General features: G+C 63.2%; 14 protein-coding genes. 4 read left to right on the top strand and 10 right to left on the bottom strand.

The annotated features are described in order from the left end of the window. From OVA02_RS10855 to OVA02_RS10885, 7 genes are read right to left on the bottom strand one after another with little or no spacing between them, the layout of a single operon-like run. Positions 1-981 (bottom strand): nucleotidyltransferase family protein, encoded by a 981-nt coding sequence (locus tag OVA02_RS10855; protein ID WP_267658326.1) that lies wholly within the window; start codon positions 979-981, stop codon positions 1-3. Next, entirely contained in the window at positions 978-1121 is a 144-nt protein-coding gene (locus OVA02_RS10860) for a hypothetical protein (RefSeq protein ID WP_267658328.1), read from the bottom strand. The genes OVA02_RS10855 and OVA02_RS10860 overlap by 4 nt, the downstream gene beginning before the upstream one ends. A 5-nt stretch (positions 1122-1126) precedes the next feature. Beyond that, positions 1127-1873, bottom strand: a complete 747-nt coding sequence (locus OVA02_RS10865) for a class I SAM-dependent methyltransferase (protein ID WP_267658329.1) — start codon at positions 1871-1873, stop codon at positions 1127-1129. 37 nt (positions 1874-1910) lie between these two features. Then, the gene (locus tag OVA02_RS10870; RefSeq protein WP_267658330.1) at positions 1911-2972 is read right to left on the bottom strand and encodes a hypothetical protein; all 1062 of its coding nucleotides are present in this window, start codon (positions 2970-2972) and stop codon (positions 1911-1913) included. Beyond that, the gene (locus tag OVA02_RS10875; protein ID WP_267658331.1) at positions 2960-3940 is read right to left on the bottom strand and encodes an aminotransferase class IV; all 981 of its coding nucleotides are present in this window, start codon (positions 3938-3940) and stop codon (positions 2960-2962) included. The genes OVA02_RS10870 and OVA02_RS10875 overlap by 13 nt, the downstream gene beginning before the upstream one ends. Then, entirely contained in the window at positions 3937-4623 is a 687-nt protein-coding gene (locus tag OVA02_RS10880) for an NUDIX hydrolase (RefSeq protein ID WP_267658332.1), read from the bottom strand. Before OVA02_RS10880 ends, OVA02_RS10875 begins: the two co-directional genes overlap by 4 nt. Further along, on the bottom strand, positions 4620-5822 hold the full coding sequence (locus OVA02_RS10885; RefSeq protein ID WP_267658333.1) for a hypothetical protein: 1203 nt from the start codon (positions 5820-5822) through the stop codon (positions 4620-4622). Before OVA02_RS10885 ends, OVA02_RS10880 begins: the two co-directional genes overlap by 4 nt. A 216-nt stretch (positions 5823-6038) precedes the next feature. Here OVA02_RS10885 and OVA02_RS10890 point away from each other — a divergent pair, with 216 nt between their 5' ends. After that, positions 6039-6596, top strand: a complete 558-nt coding sequence (locus OVA02_RS10890) for a penicillin acylase family protein (protein ID WP_267658334.1) — start codon at positions 6039-6041, stop codon at positions 6594-6596. Between the two features lie 382 nt (positions 6597-6978). Here OVA02_RS10890 and OVA02_RS10895 read toward each other — a convergent pair whose 3' ends face one another. After that, positions 6979-8016 carry a glycosidase gene (locus tag OVA02_RS10895; RefSeq protein ID WP_267658336.1) on the bottom strand — a complete coding sequence of 346 codons (1038 nt, stop codon included), beginning with the start codon at positions 8014-8016 and terminating at the stop codon, positions 6979-6981. A 223-nt stretch (positions 8017-8239) separates the two neighbouring features. Between OVA02_RS10895 and OVA02_RS10900 the strand changes: the two genes are divergently transcribed. After that, a complete protein-coding gene (locus tag OVA02_RS10900; protein WP_267658337.1) occupies positions 8240-9502 on the top strand; it encodes an MFS transporter in 1263 nt (420 codons plus the stop codon). A 94-nt stretch (positions 9503-9596) separates the two neighbouring features. Beyond that, the gene (locus tag OVA02_RS18090; RefSeq protein WP_324289739.1) at positions 9597-10115 is read left to right on the top strand and encodes an acyltransferase; all 519 of its coding nucleotides are present in this window, start codon (positions 9597-9599) and stop codon (positions 10113-10115) included. 97 nt (positions 10116-10212) lie between these two features. Here the strand turns inward: OVA02_RS18090 and OVA02_RS10910 are convergent, their stop codons facing one another. Together OVA02_RS10910 and OVA02_RS10915 are read right to left on the bottom strand one after the other, a co-directional pair. Then, complete coding sequence (locus OVA02_RS10910; RefSeq protein ID WP_267659697.1) at positions 10213-11298, bottom strand: glycosyltransferase; 1086 nt, start codon at positions 11296-11298, stop codon at positions 10213-10215. Then, complete coding sequence (locus tag OVA02_RS10915) at positions 11298-11738, bottom strand: NUDIX domain-containing protein (RefSeq protein ID WP_267658339.1); 441 nt, start codon at positions 11736-11738, stop codon at positions 11298-11300. Before OVA02_RS10915 ends, OVA02_RS10910 begins: the two co-directional genes overlap by 1 nt. A 552-nt stretch (positions 11739-12290) precedes the next feature. Here OVA02_RS10915 and OVA02_RS10920 point away from each other — a divergent pair. Next, entirely contained in the window at positions 12291-13052 is a 762-nt protein-coding gene (locus OVA02_RS10920) for an HAD family hydrolase (RefSeq protein WP_267658340.1), read from the top strand.

The raw sequence follows: 13052 nt of genomic DNA on the forward strand, positions 1-13052 counted from the left end.
TCACAATCCCCGCACCTCGTCGAGGACCACGCTGTCCGGTGCCACGACGGCGCCGGGCAATAGCACGCTGCGTTCGACGCGCGCGCCCTCACAGACGACCGCCCCTGCGCCGATGACGGCAGCCGAGAGAACGACCCCATCCCCAAGCGCCGCAGAGTCGAACACAAGCGAGGCTCTGATCACTGTGGGAGCCGCGGCGTCCGCGCGGGGCCCATCCGATACCGACCAAAGGCCGCCCCCGCGCCGCTTGGCGCGGAGTGCCTCGGTGGGCAACGCGTCGAGCGCCATGCGGTTCGCGGCGAGCAGCGACGCCGGGGTGCCCACGTCGAACCAGCGGCCCAGGTGCTCGACGACTGAGACGCGCGAACTCTTGGCGATGAGTCCGGCGAACAGGTGGTGGAAGTCGAGCTCGCCCTTGACTCCCACGTTCTCAATAAGTGCCGTGAGGTCGGTCTCGAAGACGTAGATGCCCGCGTTCACAAGGCCGGGACCCTGCAACGCACCCTTCGGTCGGATCGCTTGCAGCGCGCCCCCGTCGACGGCGAGCGCGCCGAACGGGGTCACGTCGTCGACAGGGACCGCGACGACGGTGGCGCTCGCTTGCGAGCACTCGTGGTGGTCAAGCACAGCCCGCAGATCCACGTCCGACCAGAGATCGCCGTGGATCACGAGCAGGCGACCGGGTACTCGTCCCGCGACCGCCTCGATGAGGCTGCCCGCAGGGCCCGTGAGGCGCTCCTGAACGGTCACCGTGACGCCGTCGTGCCCACGGACGGCATCCTCGATACGGTCGGCGAGGTGGTGCGCCGTGACGAGAGTCTCCTTGACGCCAGCTCGCCGAATGCGGCCGAGAATGTCCTCTAAGACCGTTGCTTCGCCGACGAGCACGAGCGGCTTCGGCGTCGTTGCCGTGATGTCACCGAGACGTGTGCCGCGTCCGGCGCAGAGCACGACTGCGGTGGTCGGGGTCTCGCTCGTCACGATCCCGCTCCGGTCACGAGCGCCGGCAGCCGGTCGAGTCGATCAATCCGGAACCCCGAATCGATCAAGCCGTAGAGCGTGAAGGTGTCGAAGAGAACGGCTCGGTTGAAGCCGCTACAAAGGGAGCCGAGTTCGGGCATCCTCGTCACCCTCGGATCGCGCGAACCACGATGCGCTGCGAGCTTGGGGTCACCCGTCCGCCACCCACTTCGGTAGCGTCGACCTCGGCGAAGCCCGCCGCGCGGCAGTCGGCGAGGATCTCGTGTAGTGCGTAGCGGCGGAGACTGTACTCGAGCTGCTTCACGACCCGACCCTCGTGCACGAGCGTCTGCCTCGTGTGCTGAATGGCCGTGTAGACGTCGTAGTCGTGGAGCTCGAAGAGCTCCGCACCGTCGGAGGATCGATGGGTGGCGAACTCGAAACTGCGCACCGGAGCTCCCCAGTTACGGAGCTCGATGAGCAGAGCCCCGCCCGGCGCGAGCAGGCGGTGCGCCGTCGCGAGGGTCGCGGCGTCGCCCTCGTCGCCGCCGTGCCCGTAGGTTGTGCCCCACAGCAGCACCGCGGCCGCGGGCTGCTCAGCCTCAAACGTATGCCAGTCGCCACCCACAAAGATGCTCGTGAGGCCGTTGGCCGCAGCCTTATCTTCGGCGATCGCGCGCAGTTCGTCAGCGATCTCGACGCCCGTAACCTCGTAGCCACGCTCGGCAAGAGCGTTAGAGATTCGTCCGAATCCAGCCCCAAGATCGATGACGCGGCGATTACCGTCGAGCTGGGGTAGCTGCTCAACGAGGTCGGCGATCTCCCGTTCGAACCGGGCGCCGCCGTGCTCCGCTGCCCACATGCGGTAGTACCAATGGTCATAGACCGAGGTGAGGAGATCGGTGGAGTTCATGTGCTGATCCCCATCTTTCATATCGATACTCTCCATATCAACTACTCGCCTTCGAGACCGCAGGTGCAATCGCGCGCTGCGGGTTCAAGCGCACGAGCTGGTCAATCTCGGCATCTGAAAGCCCAAGTCCACGCATATTCGCGATCTGCGCCTCAAACCCGGTGGATCCTGCCGCGACAATGTTATCGCCACGCAACAGCAGGCCGTTTTGCGCAGCATGCAGTTGCTCACCGGCCATATCGAGCACTTCGATGTGGTCGGTGATGCCGATGATCCGCTCGGCCCCCAGGTAGGCAACCGTGGCTCGGCAGATCTCCAGGTCGACGTGGTTGCCGTCGAAGTTCAGCATGGGCGTGAGTCGGTCATCGAGAGCCGCCTGGATGATCGTCGCTGGCACCGGGCCGAGGATCTCGGCAAGCGTGTCGGGCCGCCAAGGCCGGTCGAGCACGGCCGCTAGCTGCGCCGGCCGGTCCTTACGCGCTTCCGGTGTGCGCCAGGCATGCACGAAGGTGCGGGGCATGTCGTTGTAGAGGTGGTCGGTGACGAGCCGGTAGCGATCTCCGCCCGCAGGCGCCACGTAGTCGATGAGCGCCTGGGTCATGGCTGCGCTGCGCTCGGGATCATCGTGGCGGAAGTGCCCAAACGCGAGACGCACGCCATGCTGCTGCAATAGGTCGACGAGGTCACCGAAGCAGAAGCCGGACTCAATCTCCTCGTCAAGGGCAAGTGCGTCGGGGGCGATGACGAGGTAGCCGAGTCCGAGATCCCCGAGAGCGGCGATGCGGCCCCAGGTCTTAGCGTCCGGCATCCAGCAACCGGCGGGCGGCACCCCGCCTGAGACACCTAGCAACGGCCCCTCGACGCCGAAGCCCGCGATGTGCGCGAGTTCGCCAGCTTCACGACGCTCCTGCCAGTGCTGGCAGACAGCCGCCAGGGTATCGAGGTACTCCGGGCGCAGAAAAATCGTCGGAACGAGAGTGACACCTCGTTCGCGGGCGATCGCGTCGATGCCGTCGAGGTCTCCGGGCGTCATCGAACTGAAGTCAAACGGTCCAACGCCGTGCACGTGGTAGAGCATCGGCAGCGTCATCCGGTCCATGTAGCCCTCCACGAGCTTGTCTGCGAAGTGAATGTCTCGACGTGCGAGTCGAGCTCCTCTATGTCCTCGGGCGATGGTCTGCGGCACTGCCGCCCGTATTCGGCGATGATTTGCGCGACGAGGTGCCGGTCTGCCTCACTTCCTGGCGCCGCGCCCTCGACCGCGAGTTCGACTACCTCGTCTAGCGTGCCGGTGAGGAAGACGCAGGCTGGGCCAAGCAACTCTTCGTGGGAGATGGCCCGCTCGACCACGGACTCGCCGGTGAGCCGCTCTACAATGTGCTGCACGATGCCCCGGGTGACCGACGCGAGTATCCCCGCATCTAGTGGCGGAGTCTCGACGCCGCCACCGGTGGCGCGGAAAACCGAGGCGCCGCCAGTCTCGGTGACCATGCCGACAGCGTCGAGCAGGATCGCCTCGTCGAAACCGCGCTCTGCGGCATCGGCACGCACGAGGTGGTATTGCGCGTACTGCGCACCAACCTTCGCGTGTACGGGAAAGTGGTGGGCCGAGACGTGTCGCCATGGGCTGATCGTCGCTGTCCGCGGCGTCGCTGCGTCGCCGACCTCAGCGGGGTATCGGCCGAGCACAAAGGCGGTGACGCTTTCGCGCGATGCTGCCGCTGCATAAGCGCCGTCTCGCAGTGCAATGGTCGGACGCAGATAAAGGTCTCGTCCGGCGTTCGCGCGGACAAGGCCCAGCACACCCTCCATAACCTCGTCGACGTAGGCTTCATCGACCTGCATACGCAGCGCCCGAGCCGACTGCAGCAAGCGTCGCCGGTGGTGCTGAAAGCCGACGATATGCATGCCGCCCTGGAGCGGCCCCTCGTCGATGGGGTAGGCGCGGATACCCTCGAAGACGCTGAGCCCACGGAGGGCAAAATCGGTTGAGACATGCGTCGTCGCTTGAGCGAACGGCACCGGCGCACCGTCCATCCAGACATCGTCGAGCCAGTGGCTGCTCACGCGCTGCCCTCGTCGCGAAGAGATACCAGCAAGCCCTCGGCGTAGTCCACCCAATGTCCCTCGCGCGTGGCATTCACTTCGGCAGGGTCGGCGAATACGAAGCGTGCGAATTCGCCCTCTCCATTCACGGCAGTGAGCAGTTCGGATGCCGTCAGCTCGCTGTCGTAGCGGTAGAGGAAGCCGACGTCGCCGTAAGAGTCGCCCACCGAGACGCGGTGCGGCCGGAGGGTGGCCGGCTCGACCGCAATGCCGGTCTCCTCGCGGAGTTCCCTAGCGGCCTCGGCGCGGATCCTTGGCTCGTCCAGCGAGCCGTCAGATGCGAGCTCGACGTTACCGCCCGGCAGTTGCATGCGTCCCGGCGAGGACGTCGTGTCGGCCATCGCGCCGAAGAGGACCAACCCGTCGCGTGATCGCACGACGACGCTCGCAAAGAGCGCGCGGTCGAAGCCGCCGTCGTCGCCAGCCACGTCGCGGGCGAGGTACCGGCTGTACGTCGACGGGTACCAGCGCACCGTGACGGTCTCGGAATGCGGCGAGTCGACGATTGCGGCGACGATCGGCCCGTCGAAAAGCCAGGGCCGCTCGGCCTGGATCGATGCCCAGTGGTCGAGGGCGCGATCCATGGCGGCGGTGTCGAGCGCACTCTCGGCACGTTCGAGTATGACCGCCGAGTCGAGCATCATCGCTGCTCGGCCAGCACGGCGCGGCTGGCCTCGACAAGGGCAGCGAGCCCTTCTGAGGCCGGGACCCGCCAGAGCAGATCGCCGTCCTGCGGGCCCTCCAGGGGGTAGTCATGGAAGACCCCGTCCTCCCAGAATCCCTCAAGGTCGAGATAGACGATCGTGAGGCCGAGAGCGCGAGCACGAGCCTGCACCTTTCTGCGGTCGGCGTGGCTGCCGATGATGAGCAGTGCGCGCGCGTCGGGATGGAAATCGACCGCGGGCACCTGCTCGTCGTATCGGCGCACGTAGCGCTCAGAGAGCCCGGCGCGAGCGACGAGCCCGTCGAAGTTATTCGTTACGACGTCACCGACGACGATGCCGTCGCGGGCGAGCTGCGCGAGTGACGCGTGGCACGAGGCACCGGTGGCTTCGAGACACGCGAGGTACATCTGAGAATGCACCACCGTACGCTCGGCCGGGTCGCGCAAGAAGGCGGCGAGCACGTCGTCGTCTTCGGGCTCGAAGATGAAGCTCTTATCGCTGCGCCGCGTAACACGGTAGAGCTCGTGCAGGAAATGCAGGGCTGGGATGCCCGCCTCGACGGAGAGCCCGCAGCCGGCCTCGACTTGGAACGGTGCGTAGCCGAGGATGCGCGCGACGTCGTCGACGATCTCGGGTTTCCCGCGCGTGTCGGGCTTGCGCATGCCGCCCGCGAGCACGTCCCAGGGCAGAGCCCGGCGCGCCTCGGGAACAGCTGACAAGTGGATTGTCACGTCCAGTGAGCGGTAATCGGCAGGCAGCGAGCGGTCATAGGCGACGTCCTGCGGGTGCACCTCGTACTCATCGAACTGGGCGACGAGGTCCCTAAAGGTGTAAGCCTCTCCCGGCCCCTCCTGTGCGGCCCAGCCGCCCGCTGCGAAGGCCTCACGGAGCTGCGCAGACTGCTGCAAGAGTTCGTCGTGCGGCAGTGCGATTGAGTAGTAGAGGTAGGTGTCTATGACTGCTAGAGCACCGTGCTCTGAGCCGTCGTCGACGACGTCGAACTCGAATCGGTAGTGCAGAATGCGGCGCCGACGGTCCTCCGGGCTGCTCCAACCTGATGTCGAGCGATTTTCGAGCTCCTGCGTTCGGCGCCACAGGCCCTCTTCGATACGACGGTCTCGCTCGGCGCCCGCGACAGAGAAATGTTCATCCCAGGCGGCACGCTGGCGTGCGGTCAACGGTGCCACGATAAATACCAACGACATCCCCCTTGATACGCGCTGTTATATAAACTCGAATGCCGAGCGTAACGGCGCTTTGATGGCAAGCAACTGGGACTCACCATGCCTTGTTCTCGACTCTAAAGCAACCTAAATTAGATGCCTCAGCAAACTCGAAGTTTGTCGGTCGTCCCTGAAGGAGCTTTTCTCCGGGTGTCCAGTGAGTCCTAAATATTGACCGCTAGGCGCCGGCTGGCGGCGTTCCTAGGCCCGCATGAGCTGCCTTGGAATCGCTTCGCCGCCCGCGCCCGCATCGCTGAAACGGCGCAGTGCGCGTACGCGGCATTTGAGCCGCAAGATCAGCGCGGGATTGACGCCTACGTTAAATGTGTGAACGCATGGCTGCACCATGGTCGCATCGCAAGCCCCGAGCTGGCTGCTCTGGCCGCGTTGCCCGGCGCGCTGCCGAGGCACGAGCCCTGGCCTGTGTGGATGCCGCTCGACATCTTCTTGGTCACGAACACCCTCGCGTCGAGCTTCCCGAACGCGTTCTGCCGGGCGCACGTGCAAGCCACCGCCGGGGCGGCGTACCAGCGACGGTTCGAGTCGAATATTGCCTTGCTCGCGGGGGTGGCGCCCGCAGCGGTGCCCGAGGTTCCGTCGACCGCGCTCGCTGGCGACCGCGGTGCCGTCTGCGCGATGGCCAGCATCCCGGGCGTCACCGATGGGGTGCTGCTGGGCCCCGTGGCGCGGTGGGTTTGGGATCTCACCGATCGCGAGCGCAGCAGGTGAAACGTGCACTTCGAGGCCAGCGTGGTGCCGGACCCCACTTCACGGATCAGCCCGACGCCTGGCGCGCGGGGCGGACGACCCCGTCGTCACCGACTGGTCGCTCCTGCGCCCCGCACCCTGGGGCTGGCACCGCGGCAGCGCAGAAGATGAGCGTAAGCGGCGCCGCGAGGGCGTGTTTCACTCGGTGCGGCGCTCACGCTCTCCTCCCGCCCTGCCGACCGCCCGCAGCTCATCATCGCGGGTGGTCGGCCGCATCCAGGCCTAGGTCTCCGAACACACCACCTCAGCCGTCGACTCCGTTCTCGAGCGCGGCCACAAGATCACACGTCCGACCGCTGACCGCGCCTACCACGGCGCCCCCTGATTGCGCGCCGACTGCTGTTCAGACAGCAAGCTTCGACACCGTCGCAGTTCCGATCGCGAGGTCGCCTGCGCCATAGAAAAGCACGAAGCGCCCATCTCCTTCCTGCACAATGCCAGCCGGGAAGACGACGTTCGGGACGTTTCCGTTGACCTCGGCCAAAGTTGAGGGCGTTAAGAGTGGGTTATCGGATCGACTAAGCTCCACAGTGGGGTCTTCGGCGTCGAGAATTGCACCCATGGCGCAATGCGAATAGGTCAAATGCTCGCCCTGTACCGCAGCTGAGACGCCATGATAAATCAAAAGCCATCCCTCGGGAACTCTAATCGGCGGTGCGCCAAGTCCGATCTTGATGTTCTCGTCTTCGCGCTTCGGAACGAGAATTTCGGAGTGTTCTCGCAACTCAAGCATGCGGCTGGCATCTTCCGTTAAATTTTTCAGCGGAGCATACGACACCCACATTGATTCAGACCGGTGCACTCCGAGTGGACGCGTAGCTCCGAGACCCTGTCGAATGAAGTCGAGGTTCCATTTCGGTCGGTGGATGAAAGCGAGTGACATCTCTCCCGACGGCGACATGATCGGTTCAGGGAAAAAAGATCCGTTCTTGTTGTGGTACAGATTTAAGTCCACGTCGGGGTCCGATTCAACGCGGAAATGCACTGGACCGAGCTTCCCCCACGACCGACCGTCCTCCGAGACCGCGACTGCAAGCTTCGGGCCAACCGGGCCGAAGGCGACGTACGTCATAACGAACTTGCCGAGGACAGGGATGAAGACTACCCGGGGGTCCTCCACTCCCCCGTGCTTCCGACCGAACTCCCAGAACCGGGAAGGTTCAAGTGCGAGCGTGCGGCCGGAGAGACGATTAGTCCTCGCATCCCACATGGCCATGCCGATCCTGGCGCGTCCGTCTTGTCCGTCCATCCGGGGATAAACGGCAATAGACCCGTCGTGGAGCCTGGTCGCAGCCGGATTGAACAGCCCGTTCGACTCATATGCGGATGCAACGTCCGGGAGAATCGCGTGGGTGAGCCGGACGATCTCGTACGGGAACATGCCCGCCACAGTATGCGGGCGTGCGCTCTAAGGCAATGGCCCGCAACTGTCAGCGTCGGTCGCGGGCGAGCGACACTGACGCCGAGGCGGAAAAGGGCAACTGATCTTACCTTCGGGATGCCGAAAGTCCGTTATAGGCTTGAGTGGACCACCGAATGGCCAGTTCGATTGCGGCCCCATTGTTCAGTTGAGGGCGGCGTGGCCCTCACGGTAGGAGATAGTTTTGTCGCAATTCAGACAACTTTCCGCGAAGTATGGCTACGACGAGCTCGGCAAGAACAAGAAGGTTTCCGCCGCGGTCCTGGTAGACACCTTGGGATCGGGGCTCGTTTCTGCCATCTCGCTGCTCTACTTCACGCTGACAACGGACGTCCCAATCGCGCAGCTAGGTGTTCTCCTGACCATCGCGAGCCTCTGTGCCCTCCCGTTCGGCCTCCTCGGCGGGATAATCACCGACCGGTTCGGGTCAAAGGCCGCGATGGTCTCGAACAACGTGGCGGCGGGCGTATCCTTCCTCATCTACCTCGTCGCGAACGATCCGTTCACCATCTTCTTGGCGATGCTGCTCTCGGCGATTGGCAACTCAGTCTACTGGGCAAGCTGGTCCGCCTACGTCTACGAACTTGCTGCGGGCCGGCCCTTCGAGCGCTGGTTTGGCATCCTGGAATCCATGAAAATGGCGGCCATGGGCCTCGGCAGCGTTGCCGCGTCGCTGGTACTCGCGGTAAGCGCAGCCACGGGGGCGACCGTTCTCATCTGGCTGAACGTGATTTCATCATTCGCGGCCGCGGTGATTTTCCTGAGTCAGAAGTTCCCAAAGACCGGTACTTCTGCCGATCCCGCGAAAGAAGATCCGGATCTGCTCGTCGCCGCGAGATCCTGGCGCACGGTCTTCGGCAACCGGATACACGCGGCGATCGCAGTAGGACAGTTCTTCCTCGCTCCGATTATCATTCTCCCTACCGTTGCCCTTTCCGTGTTCTACGTAAACGTCTGGGGCCTCGACGCCACCGTCGCCGCGGTACTCTTCGCGATCAGCATAATAGGGGTCGCCATATTCCAACCTTTAGTTACGCACAGCGTGCGTCGCCACAAACGGACCCACCTCATCGCTATAAGCGCCGTACTCGTCATCGCGGTGGTATTGCCATTGGCGTTCCTCCCCTACCCGTCGGTGGGCGCAGGCTGGATAATCGTGGTCGTCACGGGTATAATTCTGGCGGTAGTAGACATGCTCTACATGCCCGCCACGGCCGCTCTGATGGCCGCTGTGCCGCCTCCCGAAGTTCGCGGCAGGGCGGTCGCAGTATTCCAAACCGCCGCTTCTTTAGGCATGGCGCTTTACCCGCTTCTTATCGGCATGATGACCACGGGCGTCGGATACATCCTCTGGGTCGTCACGGCTTTGTCCCTGGTGGCCGGCTCGGCAGCGTACATCTATGTTGGCGCCAAGATACCTCTACGACTACAGCAGGGAGAAAGCTGATCGGCGGCGGGGTACCATGGGGGCTCAGATGAGAAAGTTGCCCGTGAAAGCGTCGGCCAGACGGCTCTCGTTCAGTTCTTTCAACAGGTCGCGCGTGACTATTGCACTGCAGTACGCGCGTGGCAGAGTGCGTGGCTTCCGCAACGTAAGGGTTCTGCCGGGAGCCAAGTTCGTGACGAACTACGGCGAGATCGCTTTGGCCCGCGACGTTCGCATCTCCGAGCGGACCATTCTCACCGCGACAGGCGACGGCCGTGGCCCGGCGCTCATTTCGGTGGGAGCCCGCACGATAATCCGGCAGGATTGCAAGATTGACGCGACGACGGCAGTCACCATTGGGGCTGACTGTCAGATCTCCTGGGGTGTCCAGATTCTTGACACGGACTACCACACAGTCGACTACACCCCGTCGAAGACTTCGACCAAGAGCGCCCCGGTCGCCATCGGAGACAGGGTATGGGTCGGTACCGGAGTCATCATCTTGAAAGGCGTGACAGTCGGCGACTTCGCGGTGATCGGCGCCGGATCAGTGGTCACCAGGGACGTACCTGCACATACGCTTGTCGCAGGAAATCCTGCCCGAGCGATTCGAGTCGTCGACGGGTGGCACTAACCCTGGTCACCGGAGAAGTGCTCCCGGCATCCACGGTTGAATCGCACCAGCAGTAGGTCGCACCGGTTACCCTGACACATCGGTAATTAAATTGACCTCACACTGAGCGCAATGCGGTTGCTATCTTCTCACGCATCGCCGGAATAGAGTATTGCCGACGAACCAGGTCAAGAGAACGGTCGCAGAGACGATGGGAAATCGTGAGATCGTCAGCGACGGCCCTTATCGCAACGTTGAACTCCTCTGCGTTTTCGGCGAACATGATCTCCTTCCGGTCGACCACATCCAGGCCTTCCGCTGCCAGGCGCGTCGCCACTATAGGCACCCGGTGCGCCATTGCCTCAAGGAGCTTAAAGCGCGTCCCGCTCCCCTCCCAGAGGGGCGCGATGAGAATCGCCCCTCTTGTCGCTTCTTCGAAGGACTCGAAGTTCTCGTTTAGTTTGAGCCCCACGAGGCCCGCCAACTCACGCACGCTGTCTGGAGCCTGCGAGCCTGCGATCTCCACGATGAAGTGATCGGGCAATTTCAACAATGGCAGGAGTTCATGAGCGATAAACCGGATGGCGCGTTCGTTTGGTGGGTATCCCAGAGTGCCGACGAAGACAACCTTGCGCGTTGTCCCCGGGATTGCTGGGCCGGAAGAACCTGGTACTGAGACCGCGTTGGGCACAACGTGCAGAGGAACTAACCGATCCGGGTAGGCGGATCGGAGAATCTGGCAGTCGTCTTTACTACACAGCCATATCTGATCCGCGAGATCGATCGCGAGCAATTCGAGCCTTCGGACCAGATTGAGCACGTCCGCGGTGTACCTCGTGGTGTGTCCCGCTCGCGCGTCGGCCGCCGCCAGCTGTCGTTTCAGGTGGGACTCAACGTTGTGCATGTCCACAACGACGACGCACTCGGCGACGCTCCGCACCAGGGGAAGGTACGGAACGATTCGAAGCTCAGTGAGGACGACCACGTCGGGCCGGAATCGTTCCATTGAACGAACGATCAGCATGCTTGCATCGTCGTCCGCGTGCTCGACGTCAGACTCTGAAAGGGAGAGGGGTATGTTGCTCCCAGAGTCATCGAGCGCCACGTACGAAAAGTCGGGAGACTCGAGAGCATCGCTGAGGGCCTTCCACCGCAGGGCAAACCCGGCGAGGTGGCCTTCGGTGCGCCCAGGAGCAATTAGCATCACTCGCATTCTGTACGCCGCCTCCGATGCGACATGCCGAGGCTGGCAATGAAAACGGCATCGGTGATCTGCCCCTCTTCGACCAGGCGGCGTATCTCGGCCCACGCACACCACGCGGAAACCAAGTCTCTTTCTGACGGCTCGGGAGCGCTGGACACCGACGACACGTCGGACGCCCCGAAGACGTTAGACGTGGCGTTCGAGTATCCGTACGCCTCGTGGATGGTCCCCAAGTTCCGCCAGACGCCGGCCTCTTGCCCCGCCTCCTGCCGAAGCTCGGCTCGGGATGTCGTCACGCGGTCCTCGCTCGTCGCCACCGAGCCCTGGGACAGCTCCCAGCGTCTCTCACCTTTCGATTGGTGGGGCTCCTCCAATGAGACGGGCCGTCTTACGATGCTCTGTCCGAGGGCGTTGGCGATTTGCTCGAGGACGTCGATCATGACGGAGGGCAAAAAAAGCTCGGCAGCGGGCGGAGTCACGATCTGTCCGCCTGAGTGTGGATCGACGTCGCCATAGCCCCTCATTCCATGACCGGTAGGGGCGCACAATGAACGCCTCACCGGGTGAACTCCACGCTACGGCGGAATCGGAGGGCTGTGAAGGGCCTAGGAGTTTCACTTCGCGCGACTCGGACTACCCGAAGGGCGACAAACTCGGGATCGACGGATCTGGTCCTGGAACTCGTGTCAGCGCCGAAACAACCGGCCGCGCGACGCTTACGAGCTTTTGTTACCTCGAGGGTACCTGGTGGGGAAAATCTACTCGGACAGAACAGGCTTCGTGGACTATTACGTGTGGCTTGAGACGTTCCGCGGGTCGAACTGGTTCGCAATCCGAGCCAGTGACGCGGAAACTATCCGGCGACTTCGTTGAGCGGCCGATGGCTCTAGAAGACTGCATCGTCTCCTCAACTTCGCGTGGCAATGTGAAATAGATGCTAACTTGCGCGCCGCGAGCCGATGCGTACGGCCCCGAAGCTCTAGGATCGTTCAATGACGAGGAGACCTGATATGCGCATTCCGAGCTCATCGCCGGCCGATCCGCAGCGACCAGACGCCATTGTCTTTGACTGTGGTAACACGATGGTGATGGTGGATCGCGTAGCATTCGATGCTGTTTTTCGCGCGCAAGGATTCTCCGAAACAGAATGCCAGCGGTTAGAGGCGACGTTCCCAGTCGCTGGGGATCTCCAACTCCTGGAGGTCCCGGGAGTAACCTCGATAAGACCCTTCTACGACTGGTGGGCATTCGCCGCCGGGGTCGATCAGGCGACGGCTCCGAATCGAATAGAGAAGGCTCTTCAGTCGGGAACCATATTCTCGACTTCTAATACCTCATTGAGGCCTCTGTTCCAGGAGCTAGCGAGCCTGGGGGTATTGATAGCCGTCGTGGCAAATGACGACGGCGAACTCCCTCAAGAACTCGTTGATCTTGAGGTCGCGGATCTGGTGTCGGTCGCGATTTCTTCTCACGAGGTGGGCATCAGGAAGCCCGCGCCCAGTATCTTCCAGGTTGCTTCCGAGGCCCTTGGCGTTCCTGCCTCGGCATCTTGGTTCGTGGGTGATTCGCTTATGAACGATGTTCTAGGTCCACAGCTGGCTGGATTCGCGCGAAGTATACTTTTCGATCCATGGCGGACGAGGCGGTTAGTGCCAGTGGAACGCATCGAGGACTTGGACGAACTCGCAGACATGGTTCGCGGCAGGCCCAGCAGAACGGGCCGGGTCGAGCCCGGTGACTACCTACTTCCCTAG

This window comes from Frigoribacterium sp. SL97 (assembly GCF_026625765.1).
Taxonomy (GTDB): domain Bacteria; phylum Actinomycetota; class Actinomycetes; order Actinomycetales; family Microbacteriaceae; genus Frigoribacterium.